The 21,748-nt window shown below is 60.4% G+C and carries 14 protein-coding genes and 1 tRNA gene; 4 read left to right on the plus strand and 11 right to left on the minus strand.

Features of this window, described 5'->3' with window-relative positions; translation table 11 throughout:
- Positions 1–131 precede the first annotated feature (131 nt).
- The 4 genes from rlmM to ERD80_RS19120 all read right to left on the minus strand — a co-directional run bounded on the left by rlmM (position 132) and on the right by ERD80_RS19120 (position 3,155).
- The gene (gene rlmM, locus ERD80_RS19105) at positions 132–1,232 is read right to left on the minus strand and encodes a 23S rRNA (cytidine(2498)-2'-O)-methyltransferase RlmM (RefSeq protein WP_021507383.1); all 1,101 of its coding nucleotides are present in this window, start codon (positions 1,230–1,232) and stop codon (positions 132–134) included.
- Positions 1,225–1,620, minus strand: a complete 396-nt coding sequence (locus ERD80_RS19110) for a DUF423 domain-containing protein (protein WP_021507384.1) — start codon at positions 1,618–1,620, stop codon at positions 1,225–1,227. The genes rlmM and ERD80_RS19110 overlap by 8 nt, the downstream gene beginning before the upstream one ends.
- Before the next feature lie 50 nt (positions 1,621–1,670).
- Positions 1,671–2,588, minus strand: coding sequence for a transcriptional regulator GcvA (locus ERD80_RS19115; RefSeq protein WP_010616414.1), 918 nt, complete (start codon positions 2,586–2,588; stop codon positions 1,671–1,673).
- 342 nt (positions 2,589–2,930) lie between these two features.
- Positions 2,931–3,155, minus strand: a complete 225-nt coding sequence (locus ERD80_RS19120; protein ID WP_010616412.1) for a YgdI/YgdR family lipoprotein — start codon at positions 3,153–3,155, stop codon at positions 2,931–2,933.
- Positions 3,156–3,363: 208 nt separating this feature from the next.
- Here ERD80_RS19120 and csdA point away from each other — a divergent pair, with 208 nt between their 5' ends.
- Positions 3,364–4,569, plus strand: coding sequence for a cysteine desulfurase CsdA (gene csdA, locus ERD80_RS19125; protein WP_136548098.1), 1,206 nt, complete (start codon positions 3,364–3,366; stop codon positions 4,567–4,569).
- Positions 4,570–4,573: 4 nt separating this feature from the next.
- Complete coding sequence (csdE, locus tag ERD80_RS19130; protein WP_136548101.1) at positions 4,574–5,026, plus strand: cysteine desulfurase sulfur acceptor subunit CsdE; 453 nt, start codon at positions 4,574–4,576, stop codon at positions 5,024–5,026.
- On the opposite strand, the gene tcdA is transcribed toward csdE, so the two are convergent.
- The gene (gene tcdA, locus ERD80_RS19135; protein WP_021507387.1) at positions 5,014–5,820 is read right to left on the minus strand and encodes a tRNA cyclic N6-threonylcarbamoyladenosine(37) synthase TcdA; all 807 of its coding nucleotides are present in this window, start codon (positions 5,818–5,820) and stop codon (positions 5,014–5,016) included. The genes csdE and tcdA overlap by 13 nt on opposite strands.
- A gap of 60 nt (positions 5,821–5,880) precedes the next feature.
- Complete coding sequence (mltA, locus tag ERD80_RS19140) at positions 5,881–7,029, minus strand: murein transglycosylase A (RefSeq protein WP_021507388.1); 1,149 nt, start codon at positions 7,027–7,029, stop codon at positions 5,881–5,883.
- A gap of 207 nt (positions 7,030–7,236) precedes the next feature.
- Here mltA and ERD80_RS19145 point away from each other — a divergent pair.
- A tRNA-Met gene (locus ERD80_RS19145) sits at positions 7,237–7,313 on the plus strand.
- Between the two features lie 89 nt (positions 7,314–7,402).
- On the opposite strand, the gene amiC is transcribed toward ERD80_RS19145, so the two are convergent.
- A complete protein-coding gene (gene amiC, locus ERD80_RS19150; RefSeq protein WP_104093652.1) occupies positions 7,403–8,638 on the minus strand; it encodes an N-acetylmuramoyl-L-alanine amidase AmiC in 1,236 nt (411 codons plus the stop codon).
- Positions 8,639–8,870: 232 nt separating this feature from the next.
- Here amiC and argA point away from each other — a divergent pair, with 232 nt between their 5' ends.
- Positions 8,871–10,199, plus strand: a complete 1,329-nt coding sequence (gene argA / locus ERD80_RS19155; protein WP_021506712.1) for an amino-acid N-acetyltransferase — start codon at positions 8,871–8,873, stop codon at positions 10,197–10,199.
- A gap of 52 nt (positions 10,200–10,251) precedes the next feature.
- On the opposite strand, the gene recD is transcribed toward argA, so the two are convergent.
- The 4 genes from recD to recC all read right to left on the minus strand — a co-directional run.
- A complete protein-coding gene (recD, locus tag ERD80_RS19160) occupies positions 10,252–12,099 on the minus strand; it encodes an exodeoxyribonuclease V subunit alpha (RefSeq protein WP_136548103.1) in 1,848 nt (615 codons plus the stop codon).
- On the minus strand, positions 12,096–15,635 hold the full coding sequence (gene recB, locus ERD80_RS19165; RefSeq protein ID WP_136548105.1) for an exodeoxyribonuclease V subunit beta: 3,540 nt from the start codon (positions 15,633–15,635) through the stop codon (positions 12,096–12,098). The genes recD and recB overlap by 4 nt, the downstream gene beginning before the upstream one ends.
- Entirely contained in the window at positions 15,632–18,529 is a 2,898-nt protein-coding gene (ptrA, locus tag ERD80_RS19170) for a pitrilysin (protein ID WP_136548107.1), read from the minus strand. The genes recB and ptrA overlap by 4 nt, the downstream gene beginning before the upstream one ends.
- A 107-nt stretch (positions 18,530–18,636) precedes the next feature.
- Positions 18,637–21,748 (minus strand): exodeoxyribonuclease V subunit gamma (recC, locus tag ERD80_RS19175; RefSeq protein ID WP_136548109.1); only part of this gene is annotated, 3,112 nt, incomplete at its 5' end.

Consider the following 21,748-nt stretch of genomic DNA (forward strand, 5'->3'; position numbering starts at 1 on the left):
AATCGCGCCGCTACGGGTTAGTGCAGCTAATTTGTGCAAGCGCAAGGCGGCAAGCCTGGGAGTCCCCGGGAGCATACATCAGTATGTGACCGGGGCGAGCAGGCGCAGCCAACGCTGCGATTGAAGCAGAACTAGCGTTCGTCGCGCCGTCCGCCGACTGCCGCCCAAATCCGGCGCACATGCACGGTCACTTCTTCGCGGTCGTGATACAGCTGGCGCGCCTGGATCTGCGCGTTTACGCCCTTCTCCTTCAGCGCCGCGTCCATCATTGCCAGATTCTGCGTGACTTCTTCATAGCGCTTTTTCATTGGCAGCTTGAGGTTGAAGATCGCCTCACGGCACCAGCCGTTGACCAGCCATTCGGTCATCAGGCTGGCGACGCGCACCGGTTTTTCCACCATGTCGCACACCAGCCAGCTGATGTTGCTGCGCGGCGGGCGGAATTTGAACCCGTCTTCGCGGCAGTGCGTAACCTGTCCGGTATCCATCAGGCTCGGCGCCATCGGGCCGTTATCCACCGCGTAGACCCACATGCTGCGCTTTACCAGCTGATAGGTCCAGCCGCCGGGGCAGGCACCAAGATCGACCGCATACATGCCGCTGCCCAGCCGTTCGTCCCACTCATCGGCCGGCACGAACACATGGAATGCTTCTTCCAGCTTCAGCGTAGAGCGGCTTGGCGCATCGGCCGGGAACTTCAGGCGCGGAATGCCCATGTAAAACGGCGAGTTGTTGTGCGGCAGCGAATAACCAACGTAGCAGGTGCCCGGCGCGATAAAGAACACATGCACCACCGGACGTTTATTGCTCTCATAATTCAGCAGGATTTTGCTGTCGCGCAGGCTGGCGCGCAGCGGTACCGTCAGCTTTCGGCAAAATTTGGTCAGCTCTTTGGCTTCATTGGTGTCGGGCACTTCAACGCGCAGCTCGCCGCCCTTCTCCACTACGCCGCTCAGCATGCCGACGATCGGGGTAATACGATCTTCCGGCGGGAGATCGCGCAGCAGCTCGCCCACCACCAGCATTTGCCGGGCAAAAATCAGCTCCGCGAACGGCAGCGTGGCGATCAGTTTTTCCGCCTCTTCCGGCTGATAGCACTCAAACAGCACGTAACCGGCGTCATCTTTAACGCGCGGAAAACCGTAGATTTCGCGTTCCGCTGCTTTGGCACTGATTTCTGCCGCACACTCTTTCTCAAATCCCGGGCGGCAATAGAGTAAAACTTTATTCATGGCGATCTGCCTTTCGTTTCAGACGCAGCGCGCCAATCAACATCAAAAACCAGCCAATCAGGAAGCACAGGCCTCCAACCGGCGTAACAAACACCCAAAACTTCAGGTGCGACAGCGCCAGACAATACAGGCTGCCGCTGAACAGGACGATACCCAGCGCCATCGCGGCGCTACTCCAGTAAAACCAGATATTGGCGCGACGCAGCATCGCTGCGCCAATACCGATAATCGCCAGCGTATGATACGCCTGATATTCAAGGCCGGTATGGATCCACGCCATCTCGGCCGCGCCGAGCGCTTTGCTCAGCACGTGCGCCCCAAAAGCACCAAACGCCACCAGCAGAAAGCCGCTGATGGCGGCAAATATAAACATGGCACGACTGGACATTCATTTATCCTCAAGGTGAAACCGCACATCACTGTGCGGCAGGCAACGCGTTAGTGATCGTAGCGGAAGCGGAATTTTTCTTGTTCAGTTGCGGCTTTTTCCAGAATCCACTGCCGAAAGGCGGCTATTTTACCCAGTTCTGCCTGGCTGTCATGACAAACCAGATAAAAAGCATTTTTACTCACTAAGACATCGTTGAAAGGACAGACCAGACGTCCGGCCTCAATTTCACTCTGCGCCATCACGTTATTGGCCAGCGCCACGCCCTGGCCGTGGATCGCCGCCTGCAGCACCATGGCGCTGTGGCTGAAGATCGGCCCCTGCTGAACATTGATGTGCTGCAAGCCCAGCTGACGAATATAGGACTGCCAGTCACGGCGCGAGGCGTCATGCAGCAGCGTGAAATGCGCCAGATCGGCCGGTGATTTGAGCGGGTTGTCGCCGGTCAGCAGCAGCGGCGAGCACACCGGCAGCAGATATTCGGCATACAATTTTTCTACCCGCAAACCGGGCCAGTTGCCGCGGCCGTAAAAAATCGCCACGTCGACATCGTCGGCCAGCTTCTCCTCATCACGGTCCACCGCCTGGATACGCACATCAATGCCCGGATAAGCCAGATTAAAGCTGGAGAGGCGCGGAACCAGCCACTGAATGGCGAAACTCGGCAACAGGCTGACGGTGAGAGCCCCTTTGGCACTGCGCGCCTGCAGTTTGCGCGTGGCATCGTTCAGTGCCGAAAAAATCTCTTTGATATCGAGATAGTAGCTTTGACCCTCTTCGGTCAGTAACAGCGAACGATTGCGCCGGCGAAACAGCTTGAGACCGAGAAAATCTTCCAGCGATTTAATCTGATGGCTGACAGCCGCCTGGGTGACAAACAGCTCCTCAGCGGCTTTGGTGAAGCTCAAATGACGGGCCGCAGCGTCGAAGACGCGAAGAGCATTAAGCGGCGGAAGGCGTTTTGACATGGTTTTCCGTACCCGGATTGACAGCGTAACACTGCAACTTATACAAAGTCGTTACGTATTAGATTTTTTAATCCGAGACATTATAATTTGTCCGTTGAGGAAGCTCCAGCAAATACCTATAGTTGCCGCACTTCCTGAGCCGGAACGAAAAGATTTCTGGAAACGTGCGAGAGATCGCAGACTTTTAGAGAGCTTTTGGCTTGTGGTCGTGATGTTGTGTTTGCATTTTGATCTGACGATTGCAGATCAAACTTTTAATTCCTGTAGATTTACCCTGTCTGTCCATAGTGATTTTAAATAGCACCGCAAATTGCGGTGCTTTTTTTTACCTGCTAACCGGGCTTACTGGCCCATTTCCACCATCTCTTTCACATCTGAGCGGTTAATCTGCTGCTCGTTGCCATTGGCATCTTTATAGCTGATCATACCGGTTTCATCGTCAACTTTTGGTTTGCCATCCGCAACAATGGTGCGACCATCATTGGTATGCATGACGTAGTTGCTGGAACAGGCGGCCAGGGTAAAGGCCATGGTGCACACGGCCAGCACTGCGGCGAGTTTATTCATCTTCTATCTCCTTGCAGATTGATTGCATTAAACCACCCGCGTGCGCTGACCAGTGGCAGCAAACAGAGCGATCGACTGGAACAGACCGATTCGTTATGCGGGTTTCGGTTCAAACCTTGCAATAATTAGCATAACGCGCTTTTCCAGCTTTGCCAGGCCACGGCGTGGCTTTCAGCCTGGTCCTAACATCCAAGTAAGTGAGCTGAGTATGACCCATTTCTCTCCTGGCGAGTTTCGTCAGCAGTTTCCCGCGCTGAGCGATGCGGGTGTTTATCTCGACAGCGCCGCCACCGCGCTGAAGCCGCAGGCGGTGATTGACGCGACCGCGCAGTTTTATTCGCTGAGCGGCGGCACCGTCCACCGCAGCCAGTTCGCCGCTGCCCGCGCGCTGACGGCACAGTATGAACAGGCGCGTGCGCGCGTGGCGCACTGGCTGCAGGCGGCGGACGATCGGCAAATCGTCTGGACGCGTGGCACCACGGAATCCATCAACCTGGTGGCGCACAGCTGGCTGGCACCGCGCCTGCAGCCGGGCGACGAGATTGTGGTGAGCGAAGCCGAGCACCACGCCAATCTGGTGCCGTGGCTGATGGTGGCGCAGGCCAGCGGTGCGAAAGTGATAAAGTGGCCGATTGGCGCTGACCGGCGACCGGATATCGCCCTGCTGCCGCAGCTGCTCAACGCGCGCACCCGGCTGCTGGCGATAGGTCAGATGTCTAACGTGACCGGCGGCTGTCCGGATCTGGCGCAGGCGATTACGCTGGCGCACGGCGTCGGGGCGAAAGTGATGATGGATGGCGCGCAGGGCGTGGTGCACTGCCCGCCGGATGTGCAGGCGCTGGATATCGACTTCTACGCCTTTTCCGCGCACAAGCTGTACGGCCCGATGGGCACTGGCGTGCTGTACGGCAAAGCGGAGCTGCTGGACGCGATGCCGCCGTGGCAGGGCGGCGGCAAAATGCTGACGCAGGTCGATTTCAGCGGCTTCACGCCGCAGCCGGTGCCGTGGCGCTTTGAAGCAGGCACGCCGAACGTGGCGGGCGTGGTCGGGCTGAGTGCGGCGCTGGACTGGCTGACACAGTATGATGCCGGGAAAGCCGAACGCTGGAGCCAGCAGCTGGCCAGCCTTGCCGAAGAGCAACTCAGCGCTATTCCCGGCTTCCGCAGTTTCCGCTGCGGCAGCGCCAGCCTGTTGGCGTTTGATATCGCCGGTATTCACCACAGCGATATCGTGACGCTGCTGGCGGAACAGGGCATCGCGCTGCGCGCCGGCCAGCACTGTGCCCAGCCGCTGATGGCGGCGCTTGGCGTCAGCGGCACGCTGCGCGTCTCATTTGCCCCCTATAATAATCTGCAGGACGTGGACGCGCTGGTGCGCGCCATGCACCATGCCGTGGATTTACTGAGTGAGTAACGTAATGATATCAGCCCTGCTTGCCTCCCATCCGTTTGGTGACCTGATTACCGAAGCCAGCCTGACGGAGAAGTTTGCCCATTTTCATCAGTGGGAAGATCGCTACCGCCAGCTGATTCAGCTCAGCCGCCAGCTGCCGGCACTGCCGGAAGCGCTGAAAACGGCGGAAATTGAGCTCTCCGGCTGCGAAAACCGCGTCTGGCTCAGCAGCCAGCAGCGGGCCGACGGTACGCTGCATTTTTACGGTGACAGCGAGGGACGCATCGTGCGCGGATTGCTGGCGGTGCTGCTGACAGCGGTGGAAGGAAAAACGCCCGCGGCGCTGTTAGCCACAGACCCGCTGGCGCTGTTTGATACCTTAGGGCTGCGCGCGCAGCTGAGCGCCTCGCGCAGCAGTGGTTTACAGGCGCTGGCTGAGGCGGTACAGCGCGCCGCCCGCGCGCATCAGGCAGACTGACGCGCCGCGCGCGCGAGAAATTTTTTCAGCGCGTGCGACACCGCAACAAAACCAAAGGTGGCGGTCACCATGGTGGCCGCACCAAAGCCGGCGGCACAGTCCATGCGCTTTGGCCCTTCCGCCGTGCTGCGCGAAGCGCATACGCTGCCGTCCGGCTGCGGATATACCAGCGCCTCGGTAGAGAACACGCAGTCGATCCCCAGTTTACCCTTGCTGTTTTTCACTACGCCAAAATCACTTTTCAGCCGCTCGCGCAGTTTGGCAGCCAGCGGATCCTGAATGGTTTTGGCTAAGTCACTGACCTGAATCTGCGTCGGATCGATCTGTCCGCCGGCGCCACCGGTAGTGATCAGCGGGATCTTATTACGCCGGCACCAGGCGATCAGCGCAGCCTTGGGGCGCACGCTATCAATCGCGTCAATCACATAGTCGAACCCCGCCGCCATCAGCTCCGCGGTATTGTCCGGCGTGATAAAGTCATCGATGCAGATCACCTCACACTCCGGATTGATGGCGTGAATACGCTGCGCCATCACCTCGGTTTTCGCCTGGCCGACATGCCCCTGCAACGCATGAATCTGACGGTTGGTATTGGTAATACACACATCGTCCATGTCGATCAGGGTAATTTTACCGATGCCGGTGCGCGCCAGCGCTTCGGCCGCCCAGGAACCGACGCCGCCGATGCCGATGACGCAGAAATGCGCGTCGGCAAAACGCTGCAGTGCTTCCTGCCCGTAGAGACGCGCCGTGCCGCCAAATCGCTGGCGCCAGGCGTCGCTGACAACTTTCATAGCTAACCTTTTAGTACGATGCGCGGACGCGCACCCGACAAACCCAGGGTGCGCAGCCTATCAATTTGCGCCGATAATCAATGAACCATTATTGCCGTTTTGCGGATTGCTGAACAGCGGCTGGCCGGTTCCCGGTGCGGCTTTCAGCACCCAGACGCGGCCATAATGGTTGTAGAAGCCCGCCAGATGCGCCGCATCCGGGCCGACGCCCTGGTAGATATCGAAGTGCTGGCCTTTGATCGCGCCGCCCACGTCCAGTGCGACCATCAGGCGCATCTCATATTTGCCGTTGAATTTGCCCTTCTCATTCAGCTGCGGCACTTCAGCCAGCAGCGCCGTACCGGCGGGAATCAGCGAACGATCGGACGCCACCGAGGCTTTGGCAATCAGCGGTACCGCACTGGCGCCGCGCACCGGCACATACTCTTCCGGCTTGAAGAACACGAACGACTGGTTGGTTTCCAGTACGTTGCGCACTTCCTGCGGCGAGTGCTCCTGCGCCCACTGCCGAATCGCCTGCATCGACATGTCTTCGCGCTTCACTTCACCGCGATCGATCAGCTCTTTGCCAATACTGTGGTAAGCCCAGCCGTTCTTGCCGCCGTAGCCGAAGAAACGCAGCGGACGGCCATCGCCGAAATCGACATAGCCGCTGCCCTGCACGTCCATCATAAAGTTGTCGATCAGCGAATTGCTCCAGGCAATCACATAACGCTCATCCAGTGCGCCACTATAGATAGAAGCGCGGCTTGGCAGCTTCTGTCCGCGCGGACGCGGCGGCATGCGATAAATCGGATACTGGAATTCGCCCTGACGGGTATAACGCGCTTCCACCACCGGTGTGTAGTAACCGGTAAACTGTACGTTGCCGTAGCTGTCGGTGCCTTCCATCTGATAGGCGTTCAGGCCGAACTGGCGCAGCTGACGCGTATCGGCGCCGGAGAGCAGCCAGTTCTGAATCGCACTGTAAGTGCCGAGGTTGCGGCCATACAGACCGGACGACGCCGACTGGATCTGCTGCACCTGCAGGCCGAAATCACGGCCATTGACCGGACGCCCTTTGGCGTTCGGCTCATTCACCAGCCCGAGCGGTTGCTCCAGCTTGCCATCAATATATTGCTGACCGCGATCGGTCGGCTTAGAGCTACAACCGGCTAACAGCGCCAGAAATGCGCCAGTAAGTGCATACTTCGCCCAATGTCCTTTCATTACCTTCTCTTTTTAAGCTGGTTGTTTGCACGGCGACGATAGCAAAGGGGCAGACAGAATGAAATCTGCCGCAGGCTAGCGCGCTCACATCTGTATAATAAATCGCCCAATGGCCAAATAATTCAGCAACTGTTTGTCTATTTAGCGCTTTAACGCAAAAAAGGGGTTGCATCATCATACGCCCGGTGTATAGTGCGCATCCACGGACGCGGGGTGGAGCAGCCTGGTAGCTCGTCGGGCTCATAACCCGAAGGTCGTCGGTTCAAATCCGGCCCCCGCAACCACTTCTTCTGCGGAAGAACATCACAACACCCTGACGGGTGTTTTTTTGTTTCTGCGCCCGGTAAAAAAGCGGCATCGTTGCCGCCCTGCCCTAACGCCGTGCCAGCACGCCGCCTTTGTCAAAATACGCCTTAATACCATGCAGAATGGCTTCCGCCACCTGATGCTGATAGCGCGGCGTACGTAGCTTCCGCTCCTCTTCAACGTTACTGATAAACGCCGTTTCCACCAGAATCGACGGGATATCCGGCGCTTTCAGCACCGCAAAGCCGGCCTGATCCACCGTGCGTTTATGCAGGTGGTTAATGTGGCCCATGCGCGTCAGCACTTCTTTGCCAAACTTCAGACTGTCGCTGATGGTCTGCCGCTGCACCATATCGAACATGGTGTGGTCGAGATAGCGATCGCCGCTCATGCTGACCCCGCCGATCAAATCCGCTTCGTTCTGCGTCTGGGCGAGAAAGCGCGCAGCGGCCGAGGTTGCGCCGCTGGTGGAGAGCGCGAAGACCGAAGAGCCACGCGCCGCCCGGCTGGTAAAGGCGTCGGCGTGAATTGAGACAAACAGATCGGCGCGCTGCTTGCGCGCTTTCGCTACCCGCACGCGCAGCGGTATAAACACATCTTCGTTGCGCGTCATGTAAGCCTTCATATTACGCTCTTTGTCGATCAGCGCTTTCAGATAGCGTCCAATCTTCAGCACGATATCTTTCTCGCGCGTTTTGTACTTGCCGTGCGCGCCGGGATCTTCCCCGCCGTGACCGGGATCGATCATGATAATAATCGGCCGATCGCGCCCGGCTTTGCCCGGTAGCGGCGCCTGCGCCGGTTGATCGCGCTCCAGTTCGCCCTGGTTGTAATCCTTCAGTAACGCCAGCAGCGGATCCTCTTCCTGTGACGACTGGCTGGGATAGAGATCGACCACCAGCCGGTGGCGAATACCGGCGACCGGATCGAGGGTGAAGGTTTTCGGTGCCACGCTGCGCTTCAGCTCCAGCACCACACGCACCGTGGTGGGATCGAACTGACCGACGCGCGCGGTTTTAATGTAGGGATCGTCCACCCGCACCAGCTTATCGATGCCTTTCAGCGCGCTGTTGATATGCAGGTTCTGGATATCGATCACCAGCCGTTCGGGATTGCTCAGCGTGAACTGCTTATAGTGCAGCGCGACGCTGGATTCCAGCGTCACGCGCGAGTAAGTCGAGGATGGCCAGATGCGCACGGCCACAATGTGCTGACTGGCCGCAAAACCGCTGCGCGTCACGCTTAGCAACCACAGCGCACCTGCGCCCTGTAAAAGTCGTCTTCGGGTAAAAGCTTCGGACATGCCGCTCCAGCTACTGTGTTATGTCTAAAAAATCGTCAGTTGACGAGCAGAAGGCGAAAACTTTATTCAATGAGGAATGTCTTGTCTTGCCGGAAAAACCAGATAATGCAGTCTGTTAGCGTGGCTTGCATCAGGAAAATCGTAAAGTAACGTCAGGTCCGATGCTTGCAAAAAGCGGCGAAAGAGCATAAAAATACATAAATTTCGAATAACCATTCACAGAGGGTTTGCCGTGAAGGAACGCAGTACCGAACTGGTTCAGGGTTTTCGCCATACCGTTCCCTATATTAATGCCCACCGTGACAAGACGTTTGTCATCATGCTGGGTGGCGAGGCCATCGAGCATGAGAACTTCTCCAGCATCGTTAACGATATCGGCCTGTTGCATAGTCTCGGCATTCGCCTGGTGGTGGTTTATGGCGCGCGGCCGCAGATCGATGCCAGCCTCGCGCAGCAGCAGCTGGAACCGATTTATCACAAACACACGCGCGTGACCGATGCCCAATCGCTGGAGCTGGTGAAGCAGGCGGCCGGGCGTTTACAGCTCGATATTACGGCGCGTCTGTCGATGAGCCTGAATAATACGCCGCTGCAGGGCGCGCATATTAATGTGGTGAGCGGTAATTTTATCATCGCTCAGCCGCTGGGCGTGGATGACGGCGTCGATTACTGCCACAGCGGCCGCATCCGCCGGATTGACGAAGAGGCGATCCATCGTCAGCTGGATAACAATGCCATTGTGCTGCTGGGGCCGGTGGCGGTCTCGGTGACCGGCGAGAGCTTTAACCTGACCTCGGAAGAGGTAGCGACGCAGCTGGCGATTAAGCTGAAAGCCGAGAAGATGATCGGTTTCTGCTCCGAACAGGGCGTAACCGACCGCGAAGGCACCATCATTTCCGAGCTGTTCCCGAACGAGGCGCAGACGCGTATTGATGAAATGGAGAGCGACGGTGATTTTCTCTCCGGTACCGTGCGCTTCCTGCGTGGCGCGGTCAAAGCCTGCCGCAGCGGCGTGCGCCGCAGCCATCTGATTAGCTATCAGGAAGATGGCGCACTGCTGCAGGAACTGTTCTCGCGTGACGGTATCGGTACGCAGATTGTCATGGAGTCGGCCGAGCAGATTCGCCGCGCCAACATCAACGACATCGGCGGGATTCTCGAACTGATTCGTCCGCTGGAGCAGCAGGGCATTCTGGTGCGCCGTTCGCGCGAGCAGCTGGAGATGGAGATCGACAAATTCACCATTATTCAGCGCGACAATATGACCATCGCCTGCGCGGCGCTCTATCCGTTCCCGGACGAGCAAATCGGCGAGATGGCCTGCGTGGCGGTGCACCCCGACTATCGCAGCTCGTCACGCGGCGAGCTGCTGCTGGAGCGCGTGGCGCTACAGGCACGGCAGATGGGGCTGAAGAAGCTGTTCGTGCTGACCACGCGCAGTATCCACTGGTTCCAGGAGCGCGGCTTCACGCCGGTGGATATTGAGTCGCTGCCTGAAAGCAAAAAGCAGATGTACAACTATCAGCGTCGTTCCAAAGTGCTGATGGCAGACTTACGCTAAGCGCCACTGCTCATCAAAGCGCCGCTGAGGGCTATTCCCCGCGGCGGCGCAATCATCTGCCCTCTTCTCCCCCTAAGCGATCCAGCAACCCGCTGCGCCGCTGCGTGCGCAACTGCACCGCACGCCGGAACACCGCTTCATCACTGAACAGCGTCAGCTGGCTGCGCGCCCGGGTAATAGCCGTGTATATCAGCTCGCGCGTCAGTACCGGCAGGAACTGAGCCGGCATCACCAGCGCGGTGTGGTCAAACTCTGAACCCTGTGATTTGTGCACCGTCATCGCCCATGCCGTGTCATGGGCCGGCAGGCGACTTGGCTGTACCGCTTTGATGCTGCCATCAGGCAGCGGGAAGAACACCTTGAGCAGCCCTTCCTCATCGAACAGCGTAATGCCGATGTCACCATTGAACAGGCCGAGCGCGCTGTCGTTACGCGTCACCATCACCGGACGCCCCTGATACCAGCGGCTGCCCCCTGCGGGACGCCGAATCAGCTGCAGCTGCATCAGCTTATGCTCAATACGCTGATTGAGCCCCTGCACGCCAAATGGCCCTTCGCGCAGCGCGCACAGCAGCTGATAACGGCCAAACGCAGCAATCACCTCGGCCGGTGCGGCACGCTGGTTAATCAGCTGGAGAAATGGCCGATAGCCTTCGGCAATCTGCGTCAGCATCGCCTGATACGCTTCGGCATCGTTGAGCGGCTGGCGCACGATATCGCTAAAGCCCGCCTGAAAGGCCGCCTCGACCGCCTGCGCTTCGCCGGCGTTGACCGCCGCAGCCAGCTGACCGATGCCGGAGTGCGCCGCGAAACGGTAGCTTTTGCGCAGCAGGCAGATGGCATCGCGCACCGCCGGGGCCACCGCATCATCGGTGCCGGCAACCTCGCAGCCGGTCAGCGTGGTGAGCTGCAACGCGCGCACCGGACTGTAGCCCGCCTCGGCACAGCGGCAGATATCTCCGAGCACCGCACCGGCTTCAACCGAGGCCAGCTGGTCGCGATCGCCGAGAAAAATCACCCGCGCGTGAGCGGGCAGCGCGGCGATCAGGTTTGCCATCATGCCAAGATCGACCATCGAGGCTTCATCGACCACCAGCACGTCGAGATGCAGCGGATTACCGGCGTGGTAGCGCAGGCGCTGCGTCTCCGGCTGGGCACCGAGTAAACGGTGCAGCGTGGTGGCTTCTGCCGGAAAACGCTGGCGCTCACCATCGCTGACGTCGAGACTGCGCAGCGCCTTACCCAGCGACTCGGTGAGCCGCGCCGCCGCCTTACCGGTAGGGGCGGCCAGCTGAATGCGCAGCGTTCCCTCACTGAGGCGAATCAGCGCCGCCAGCAGCTTCGCCACCGTGGTGGTTTTGCCGGTGCCAGGCCCGCCGGAGATCACCGCGGTTTTTTGCGTCAGCGCCACCGCCGCCGCAATTTTCTGCCAGTCCTCAGGCTGACTGCCGAAAAAGGTATCCAGCACGCTGCGCACCTGTTCGGGCGCAAACAGCTGCGGCGCCGCCTGTGGCTGGAAGAAGCGCGCCACTTCCCCTTCGTGATGCCAGAGCCGGTGCAGATAGAGCCGGTTATCACGCAGCACCACCGGTGCCGGGCGATCGCTGGCGCTGAGCGCCTGCCAGTCCGCCAGCAGCGTTGGCCAGTCCTGCGGCTCGCCGGCGGCCTGCCAGATGGCGTGCGCCAGCTCCGGATGACGACCGCTGAACAGCCCTTCGCGGGTAAGCTGCGACAGCGGCAGGCAGACGTGACCGTCACCGGCTTCCGCGCTGAGACAGGCAGCCGCCAGCAGATGCGCGGGCCGATCGTCGTCGGCCAGCAGCCTGGCAAACTGAATATCCAGCGCCCGCAGCAGGCGCAGTTCTGCCGCCTGTGCCAATAGCGTACTCATGCTACTCATGCTGCTGCTCCCGGCCCGTGAAACAGGCTATCCAGTTGTGAAACGAAATCTGACGTCGGTCGGGTATGGAACACCCCGTTATCCGGCGAGCTGCCATCCATGCCGCGTAAAAACAGATAGAATACGCCGCCAAAATGCTGTTCATAATCGTAATCCGTCAGGCGGTGCTGCAAATAGCGATGCAGTGCCAGCGTATACAGCTGATACTGCAAATCGTAACGGTGGTCGATCATCGCCTGCGCCATCGCCTGCGGTGTGTATGCCTGATGGCTCTCGCCCAGCCAGTTAGATTTGTAATCCAGCAGATAGTATTTGCCCTGCCAGCGAAATACCAGGTCGATGAAGCCTTTCAGCATGCCCTGCACCTGGCGGAAGTCGAGCGGCGGCGCCTGACGCGACAGCGGATCCTGCCGCATCAACGCGTCCAGCGCCGGTGCCGTCAGCAGTCCATCAATCGGCAGATAGAACTCCATCTCGATCAGGCGATTGCCCGGTGTGATGTCGCTCAGCCGGATCCCTTCAGTGTTGAGCGGCGTGTTCACCACGCGGGTAATCCACTCGCTCAGCATCGGCTGCCAGTGCAGCGGATAGCCGCTCTGCTGCAACTGCTGTTCCAGCTGCGGCGCTGAAGGCGGCTGGGTGAAGTCGAGCGATTCAAACAGCGTATGCAGGAAAGTCCCGGGCGCTGCGCCACGCGGGAAATGGTGCGGCGTCAGCGCGGCTTCCAGCACTTCCGCCTCGCGATCTTCCCCGACCGCTTCCGCATCGAAGCCCGGCATCACATCCAGCAGACGGTGACTGCCGTGCTGCTGCAGCCCGGAGTAGCTGGTGACACGCCACGGATCGGCCAGCGCGCGCGTGACCCTGCGCGCATCCAGCTCATCGTCAACCTCGTCCAGCGCCTGCCAGCGTTCATGGCCCTGCGGCTGCGCCAGCACCACTTCGGTTCCGGTCACGCTGATGTCGTGCAGTAAACTCGCCAGCTGTTCTGCGGTGGCCGGCTCGCCGCGCTGCAGCAGGAAACCCAGCGCGCTTTTATGTAAATCGCTCTCGCCCTCTTTCTTGCGCGTGCCGCGAAACAGCGGTGCCACGCCGACGCTGCAGTGATACACCGAACGCGTCAGCGCCACGTACAGCAGGCGTAAATCCTCTGCCAGCCGCTCCTGCTCTGCCAGCACCAGACTTTGCTCATCATTCTGCAAATCCAGCACCGCGTTGTAATGCTCGCGGTCGTGATAGAGCGCGATATCGGTCTCGCGGAAACCGGCGGCAAACGGCAGCCACACCAGCGGATACTGTAACCCCTTGGATTTATGGATAGTGACAATCTGCACCAGGTGGCGGTCGCTCTCCAGCCGCAGCTGCTGGCTGGCCGACTGGCTGTCTGGTCGGGCGATCTGCTGCGCCAGATAACGCACCAGCGCGTGCGGACTGTCGAGCTGGGCCGCCGCCTCCTGCAGCAGTTCGCCGAGGTGCAGCAGATCGGTCAGGCGACGCTCGCCATTCTCTGAGGCCAGCAGGTTTTCTGCCAGCTGGCGCTCCAGCATCAGCTGACGCAGCATCGGCAGTACGCCACGCTGGTGCCACAATTGCTGCCAGCGGGCAAAGGTATCCACCAGCGCATCCCAGCCGCGTGCATCCTGATCCAGCGCGTCCAGCTGCGCGGCATCAAAGGCAAACAGCGACGTGGCCAGCGCGGTGCGCAGCATCCGCTCCTGCTCGGGCGCGAGGATCGCCTGCAGCAGCCACAGCAGTTCTCGCGCCTCGGGCGTGGTATACACGCTGTCGCGGTTGGAGAGATACACCGAAGGGATGCCGAGCTGATTGAGCGCGGCGCGAATCAGATTGGCTTCGTTCCGGCTGCGTACCAGTACCGTGATGTCCGAGGCCTGCACCGGCCGCTGGTCGGGCGTTTTGCCCAGCAGCGCGCGCTGTTGCTGACCCGCCTGCAGCCAGCGGCTGATATCGGCGGCGCACTGCTGCGCCATCAGCTGCTGGTATTCGCTGACGCTGCAGCCTGCGCCCGGCTGTAGCCAGAAGCGCAGCGCGGCCTGCTCCTCGCCGTCGATACTCAGCGACAAACGCTGATTGGGCGGCGCGGCATTGACCGGCAGAAACGGGATGTCCGCAAACAGAAACGGTGCGGGCTGGCGCATAAACAGCTGATTGACGCTCTCCACCATCGCCGGTGACGAGCGCCAGTTGGTATCCAGCGTGTAGTGCGCGTGAACTTCACTGCGCGCGCGAATATAGGTAAAGATGTCCGCACCGCGGAAGGCGTAGATAGCCTGTTTCGGGTCGCCAATCAGCAGCAGCGCATGCTGCGGCTGCTGTAAATAGAGCGTGCGGAAAATACGGTACTGCAGCGGGTCGGTATCCTGGAATTCGTCAATCAGCGCCACCGGAAAGCGCTGGCGAATCGCCTGCGCCAGCTGCTCGCCGCCGGGCTGTTGCAGCGCCTCGTCCAGCCGGCTCAGCAGATCGTCAAACCCCAGCAGCGCCTGCAGGCGTTTCTCTTTACGCACCGCGTGACGCACCTCCACCAGCGCGCGTGCAATCACCAAATCGCGCAGCGACAGCGGCTGCGCCAGGAACGTATCTATGGCGGCAAACAACGGGTGCTGCGGTGGCGCGCCCTTTTTGGTTTTTTCATTGAGCACCTGCTGACCGAAACGCGTCAGCTCGGCGGGAATCTGATAATCCTCAGTCTCGCTCTGCGCCCAGGCGCTGACTTTGCTGACCCACAGCGGCAGGTTTTTGCTGCTGTAGCTGCGCTTATCGACGTCAGACTGCCCGACCAGCGTCAGCACCTCTTCGCCCAGCGCCCGCCACTGCGCTTTCATTTCGGCAATACGCGCCAGGTTGCTGCTGTGGCGCGATGTCAGGGTTTCACTGTCGTGCGGTGCCAGGCGCAGGCTGGGCGACTCGCCCTGCAGCCACGGGCGCAGCGTCGACAATAACTGTTCCGGCCCGCTCCATTCCGCAACGATGACGCGCGCAATATCCAGCGTCAGCGGATAGCAGTGGCGCCGCCAGAAATCCGCCGTCGCCTGACGCAACAGCAGCTGTTCATCTTCAATCAGCTGCTGCTCGAACAGCATACCGGACTCAAACGCATTGAGATTGAGCATGCGCTGGCAGAAGCCGTGAATGGTGAAAATCGCCGCCTCGTCCATCTGACGTTCAGCTGCCAGCAACAGCGAGGCCGCCTCAGCGGGCTGGGCAATGTCGGCCAGCAGCTGCATCAGCATCGGATTTGCGCTGACGCCGCGCAGACACGCCAGCCGCAGCTCATGAATATTTTCCCGGATACGGCCGCGCAGTTCGGCGGTGGCGGCTTCGGTAAAGGTCACCACCAGAATCTCTTCCACCGACAGCGGGCGCGCATAGGCATTCGGTCCGCCAAGTCCCAATAGCAAACGCAGGTAGAGCAGACCAATGGTAAAGGTCTTACCGGTGCCGGCGGAGGCCTCAATCAGACGCTCACCCTGCAGCGGCAGCGTCAGGGGATTGAGCGATTCAGGGCGCTGACTCATGGCGCATCACTCTTCACGGAGAGCGACTGCTGCAGCCGGGCGACTTCATCCCAGGTGGTAAAGCCCGGCAGCGGCGCGTAATCCGCATCGTGGGTGCCATCGTGACTGCCGCCAATCTGCGAGATCATCGCCATGCCCTGCTGCGCCAGCACGGCCTGATGGAAAAAGTCAGCCAGGCTGGCCGGTGTCAGCTGCTGAATTTGCGCAATGGCTTTTTCGCGCGTATCAAACGCGAAGTTCTGGCGATTGAAATCACGACTGTAGCGGTTGGCTTCTTCATCCAGCGTTTGCGGACGCTGTTTCAGATCGTTGATCAGTGCCTGCTGATACTGGGCGAAATCCTCCGCTTTCATGCTGCGCAGACGCTGTTCCGCCTGCGGATAGAACGCCTGGAAACGCTGCAGCAGATAAGCGGGCGGTTTACTGTTGCTTTGCAGCAGGAAGCCAATGCCCCACTGGCGACCAATCGGCATCTGATAAGCGAACACCGCATAGCCCAGCTGCTCCTCGGTGCGCAGCTGATTGTAGAACCACGGCTGCACAATCTGGCTCAGCATGGTGCTGTTAGCCATACTTTGATACTCGCTGTAGCCGAGCGGCACATACAGCGTCGCCAGCGCCGAGTCGGTGCTGCTGCCGGTTTTCTGCAGGTTGGCTTTGATCGGCTTATCCACCACCACATAATCGCTGTGCCAGTAACCATGCCCCGCGCTGTGCAGCTGCTGTTTAAGCTCTTCGCCCAGCTGCCTGACGCGATCGGCCGACAGGTTGCCGACCACCATCATTTCCGGCGTGGCGTGCTGGATCAGCGCATCGCGGTAATCCATCACCTCCTGCAGCGTGATCTGTTTCACCAGCTGGCGTCGCGCCTCACGCTCGGTATAAGGCAGCTGGGACAGCATTTGCATCGGCTGAATCGCCTGTTCAAACGCTTTGCCCTTTTCCGCCGCTTCCAGCCGATCCAGATACCAGGATTTCGCCTGCTCCAGCTGCTGCGCATCCGGCTGGAAGCTGGCGTAGCCTTCAACCAGCTTTTTCAGCAGCTCCGGCAGGCGCTGGGTGAAGCCGCTGGCATTGAACACCAGCCCGTCGTCCTCACCGGTAGAGAAGCTGATGCCGCCCACCGAAGCCTGCGAATTCAGCTCATCCAGCGCCAGGCTGGAGAGGTAGTCGTTGAGACCAAACAACACCTGCTGGCGCGCATCGCTGATCGCGGATTTGTTACGCAGCGCGAGCGTAATAGCGGCCTTCGGCTCGCTGGCGTAGAACTGGCTCGGCATCCAGTAGATGCGCATGCTGTCACCATTGGTCAGCGCCACCGGATGATCGTAGTGCTTACCGTCAGAGGGGATGAGGGCGAAATCCGACGGAATGTAGGGATTCAGGGTCGGCAGTGACAGCGGAATCTGCTGCGCCTGCTGCTGCCAGTCGCTGAACTGCGTGGCGCTGATTTTATCCACCTGATAAGGCGCATTCACAAAGTAAGCCTGTTTGTTGTGCGGCTCAGCGGGACTGATGTACCAGATGCGGGCGTTCTGCGGCGTCATCTCAGCCAGACGGGCGTTGATCGCGGCCGCATCATAGCGGTCGGCCAGATAAGGCGCATCCAGCGTGTGCGTCACCGGCACGCGCAGCATGGTATCCACCAGCCACTCTATGTAATCCATATCGCGGGTAATCGACGGATAGCGGAAATCCAGCGCCAGCACGTGCGCAACTTCATCGAAATAGCGCTTGTCGATGCCTTGTTTGCGCAGCATATCAAGGTAGCTGAATACTGCAGCCACCACGCGATCGCGCTGCGCCAGACCTTTGTCGGTCAGCGAAACCGAGATGGCAAACACGCCGCTGTTGCGCTCGGTCATCGGATCCGCGCCGGCATTGACGCCATCCGCCAGTCCCTGCTGCTGCAACCAGTCGTTCAGGGTATTTTTGCTGCGGTTGCCCAGCAGATAGCTGATTAAGGTGTCGGTTTTGCTGCGGAACTGGTCGCTGTCGTTGGCGATGCGAAACTCAATTTTCAGCTGCTTGCGCGGCTGCGCTGGTACGTAATGAATGATGATGCCTTTCTGCGCATCGGTGACCACCGGCACGGTAATATCCGGCACGCTGGCCTGATGATTGGCCACGCGACCAAAAGTCTCGGCAGCGATCGTCGCCATCTCCGGCAGCGGTTTGTTACTGTAAATCACCGCTTTCATCAGATTCGCCGAGTAGTGGCGATGATAGAAATCGAGCAGCGCCTGATGCAGGTTGCTGTCGGGTTTGTCACTCAGGGTATCAAGATTACCGCCCGAATAACGCGAGCCGGGGTGCGCCGGGTTGAGGGTTTCCGCGCCAACCTGCGCCATACGCAGCCCATCGCGCGAGCGTGCCATCGTCAGCTCAGCGTTAACCGCATGCCGCTCGCGGTCCGCGTTGGTCGGGTCGAGCAGGGGTTGCGCAATCGCATCCGCCAGACGATCCACCGCCGGTTGCAGCGCATCGTTTTCGACTTCCAGGTAAAACGCGGTGCGGTACGAGGCTGTGCTGGCATTGTGGCTGCCACCATGCTTCTTGAGAAACTCCGCCAGGTTATCCGGCTGCGGATAATTTTTTGACCCCATCAGCACCATGTGTTCCAGATAGTGTGCCAGGCCCAGCTGACTGTCGGGATCGTCCAGAGAACCGATCGGTAACGTCAGCGCTGCCAGCGATTTCGGCGCGGCAGCATCCGACACCAGCAGCACCGTCATGCCGTTGCTCAGGGTAATGGCCTGATAACTGCGCGGATCGTGATCGCTCTTGCGGATGGTTTCATCAATCGGCTGCCAGCCGCGCCCGTCGTCGGCAAAGGCATTCAGCGCCAGCATGCTCAGCAGCAGCGCTCCTATCCAGCGTGCGTAAATCCGCATTTCAACCCCTTAACGTTACCCTTATCCGCCGGCGTTGCGCCGGTCGGGATACTCAAACACTTTCTTATATGACGGTGGCTGCCAAGGTACAGGCCGCACTTCCGTTGCTATTCATCATCCTGATGCGCGAGGCGCACCGGCAAATACCACTGACGCGCCGCAGCGATGATCTGCTGCTGCGTCGGCTCGTCCAGCGTGCGGCACAGGCGCTGCAGATAGGGATCGCTGCCTTCGCCTTCAACCTGGTAGCCACCCTGCCACGCCTGCAACAGCTTGTTGAGCGCCTTTTTCTGCGTGGCGTCATCTTCCTGAAGCTGGCCAGATTTGCTGTCAAAGCTGGCGTCCAGCCAGGCGCCGCCGGATTTATTCAGCAGCAGCAGCGGCTGCGCCAGACCTGCCTCACAGGCGGCCACATATTCAGCCAGCTGCGCCTGCGCCTGGGCGGGTGCCACCGCCGCGAAGCGCCAGCGGCTTTGTTTGCGACCGTACATGCGGCTGGTGCCGTTGCCGCCCAGCGCACAATACACCAGATGTTCCAGCCACAGCAGCAGGCCATCGTTGATGTTGAGCACGCCCGGCCGCCAGCGTAGCAGCCCATCAGCTTGCACCTGAGTCAGCCAGCCGGTCAACTGCGTTGCGCCCAGCGTCAGGTTGACTTCCCAGCTCTCCGCCGGCAGCCGCTGCGCGCTCACTTCCGCCGCCACTTCCTGCATCTCTTCGGTCTGGCTTTGCCAGAAAAGTTCCCCGAAGGCGCCGTAAGGCAGATTACCGGCGGCGCGATGGTGCGCATACAGCTGGGCCGGATCGTCACCGTTGACCAGCGTATTGAGCAGTTCAGCGTTGATCTGATAGCGCTCCAGGCTGTCCGGTGCGAACGGTTCGCTGTCCGGCAGTTCGCTCTCCTCCATCCAGAAAGCCACGCCGAGGCGCTGCTGAAACCACGCCCGCACCGGATGACGCCAGAAGCGCAGCAGCTGCTCCAGCGACAGCGTGGTCAGCGGCTGAACCGGCAGCGGCTGGACAAACCCGGGCTGCGCCACGCCGCTGCCGGTCGCCGCCGGCAACCATTCTGCGGCGAAGCTCTGCACGTGGCTTCCCGGCTGAAAATTTTCCGCTGCAAACGGCATGCGGCTGTGCAGGCGTTGCAAATGTGCCCGCACCCGCTGCTCACTGACGTCCGGCTCACAGGCTTCATCGCCCGGCAGACAGAAGCTTTGCGCCAGATAATCCACCAGTTCAGTCACCAGCACCGAGGGATAGCGCTCGGTGTTGTCCTGAATCGCCCGGCCAATGTAGCTGATGTACAGCTGCTGCTGCGCCGAGATCAGCGCTTCAAGGAACAGATAGCGGTCATCATCACGCCGGCTGCGATCGCCTTTCCGCGTCTGCTGCTGCATCAGGTCAAAACCGAGCGGCGCCAGGGTGCGCGGATATACGCCGTCGTTCATGCCCAGCAGGCACACCACTTTAAACGGGATGGAGCGCATCGGCATCAGCGTACAGAAGTTGATCGGCCCGGCCAGGAAACGCTGGCTGATGCGCTGCTGATCCAGGCGCGAACGCAGCTCATCGCGCAGCAGCGTGACCGGAATCGGCTGCTGATAAGCGGCCTGCATCCCCTGTTCAATGATCTCCTGCCACTGCGTTTCGACTAGCAGCAGCGCCGCCTCGCTGTCGGCATCGCCGCTGAAGAAGCTGTCGATCAGCTCGCGGCACAGCGGCAGCCATTCGGCCAGGGTGCGCGTCTGCGCAAGGCGCGTGCGCCAGCTGTCGAGCCGCGCCAGTAGCTCGGCCAGATGACCCGCCAGCTCGGCGATCAGGCCGCTGGATTCGTCATACGGCAGAATGCCCTGCCAGTCACCGTTGCGGCTTTCCAGCGCGTAGCCCAGCAGCATACGCTGCAGGCCGAAGCGCCAGGTGTGCTGGCCGGTGACCGGCAGCGCCAGCGCTTCCACGCTGGCGTCATCCAGTCCCCAGCGGATGCCGGATTCCATCACCCAGCGGCGCAGCAGGCGCAGGCCGCTCTCCTCGACGGAGAAACGCTGTGCCAGCGCCGGCACCTCCAGCAGCGCCAGCACCTCTTCTGAGGCAAAGCGACTGTCCGGCAGTGCCAGCAGGCTGAGCAGCGCGAGGATGGCCGGATGCGCCTGACTGGCGCGCCGGTCAGAAATGGCGAACGGCAGATAGCGCTCAGGCGGCGCACTGGCAAAAGCCGCCTGAATAAAAGGCGCGTAGCTGTCGATGTCTGCCACCATGACGATGATATCGCGCGGCTTCAGCTCCGGATCGGCTTCCATCAGCGCCAGCAGGTGATCCTGCAGCACTTCCACTTCACGCTGGGCGCTGTGACACACCTGCAGCGTGATGGAACGATCGTGCGGATCGAGCCGGCGCTTGTCCATGCTGTCGGCCAGCTCGCCAGCGCTGAGCCCAATCACCGCGCGATCGTCAAGATTGAGCAGATCGGCCTGCAGGCAGTGCAACAGATTATCCGGTGACATCTCCACAAACGCATCGATGTCGTTGGCGGCTGACTCCATCTGGCTCAGCAGAAACAGGTTGTCACGGCCCAGCTTGCCCCACGAGGCCAGCAGTGGATTGCTCAGCTGCTGCTCGCCCAGTTCGTTAAACAGCGCTGGCGCGGCATCCGGATCGCGGAACAGCGGCTGCGTCTCCTGCGAATGCAGGCGCAGCCGCTGGCGGCTCTGCAGCTTCGCGAGGAAGGCGTAATCCTGAATGTCGCCCCAGTAGTGACGACAGGGATTGGTAAACAGCAGGTGAATATCAATGTGGCGGCCCAGCGCTTCCAGCGCCTGCAGATAAACCGGCGGCAGCGCAGAGATACCGCAGATGAAGACGCGCTGCGGCAGCCCCGGCGGCGGCGTTGACGCCTGCTCCAGCGCCTGAATAAACCGTGCATAGAGGTTGGCACGATGCCACATCGGCTGACCGAGGCTGCGCGTGAATTCGACCAGATCGCGCCACAGCGCCGCCTGCCACTGCTGAGCATCGCTCAGCCCGTCCACCTGTTCGCCGCGCTCCCAGCGGTTCAGCCAGTCGGAGCGGTAGACCAGATACTGGTCGAACAGATCCGCCACGCGCGCGCTGAGCTGGTAGAGTTTGCGCTGATCGTCGTCGTCATGCAGATAGCTGCGCAGCGGCTGAAATGCCTCCTGCTCCAGCAGCACCGGCAGCCGGTGCATCAGCTTCCAGCTCATG

Origin of the sequence: Pantoea sp. R102 (genome assembly GCF_004916815.1) — a bacterium.
Lineage (GTDB): Bacteria > Pseudomonadota > Gammaproteobacteria > Enterobacterales > Enterobacteriaceae > Pantoea > Pantoea dispersa.

Excerpts from the sequence above, each read along its gene's own strand:
- rlmM (WP_021507383.1), bottom strand. The coding sequence starts at position 1,232 with ATGAATAAAGTTTTACTCTATTGCCGCCCGGGATTTGAGAAAGAGTGT.
- recB (WP_136548105.1), bottom strand. The coding sequence starts at position 15,635 with ATGAGTCAGCGCCCTGAATCGCTCAATCCCCTGACGCTGCCGCTGCAG.
- csdA (WP_136548098.1), top strand. The coding sequence starts at position 3,364 with ATGACCCATTTCTCTCCTGGCGAGTTTCGTCAGCAGTTTCCCGCGCTG.
- mltA (WP_021507388.1), bottom strand. The coding sequence starts at position 7,029 with ATGAAAGGACATTGGGCGAAGTATGCACTTACTGGCGCATTTCTGGCG.
- csdE (WP_136548101.1), top strand. The coding sequence starts at position 4,574 with ATGATATCAGCCCTGCTTGCCTCCCATCCGTTTGGTGACCTGATTACC.
- ERD80_RS19110 (WP_021507384.1), bottom strand. The coding sequence starts at position 1,620 with ATGTCCAGTCGTGCCATGTTTATATTTGCCGCCATCAGCGGCTTTCTG.
- ptrA (WP_136548107.1), bottom strand. The coding sequence starts at position 18,529 with ATGCGGATTTACGCACGCTGGATAGGAGCGCTGCTGCTGAGCATGCTG.
- ERD80_RS19120 (WP_010616412.1), bottom strand. The coding sequence starts at position 3,155 with ATGAATAAACTCGCCGCAGTGCTGGCCGTGTGCACCATGGCCTTTACC.
- ERD80_RS19115 (WP_010616414.1), bottom strand. The coding sequence starts at position 2,588 with ATGTCAAAACGCCTTCCGCCGCTTAATGCTCTTCGCGTCTTCGACGCT.
- recD (WP_136548103.1), bottom strand. The coding sequence starts at position 12,099 with ATGAGTAGCATGAGTACGCTATTGGCACAGGCGGCAGAACTGCGCCTG.
- tcdA (WP_021507387.1), bottom strand. The coding sequence starts at position 5,820 with ATGAAAGTTGTCAGCGACGCCTGGCGCCAGCGATTTGGCGGCACGGCG.
- amiC (WP_104093652.1), bottom strand. The coding sequence starts at position 8,638 with ATGTCCGAAGCTTTTACCCGAAGACGACTTTTACAGGGCGCAGGTGCG.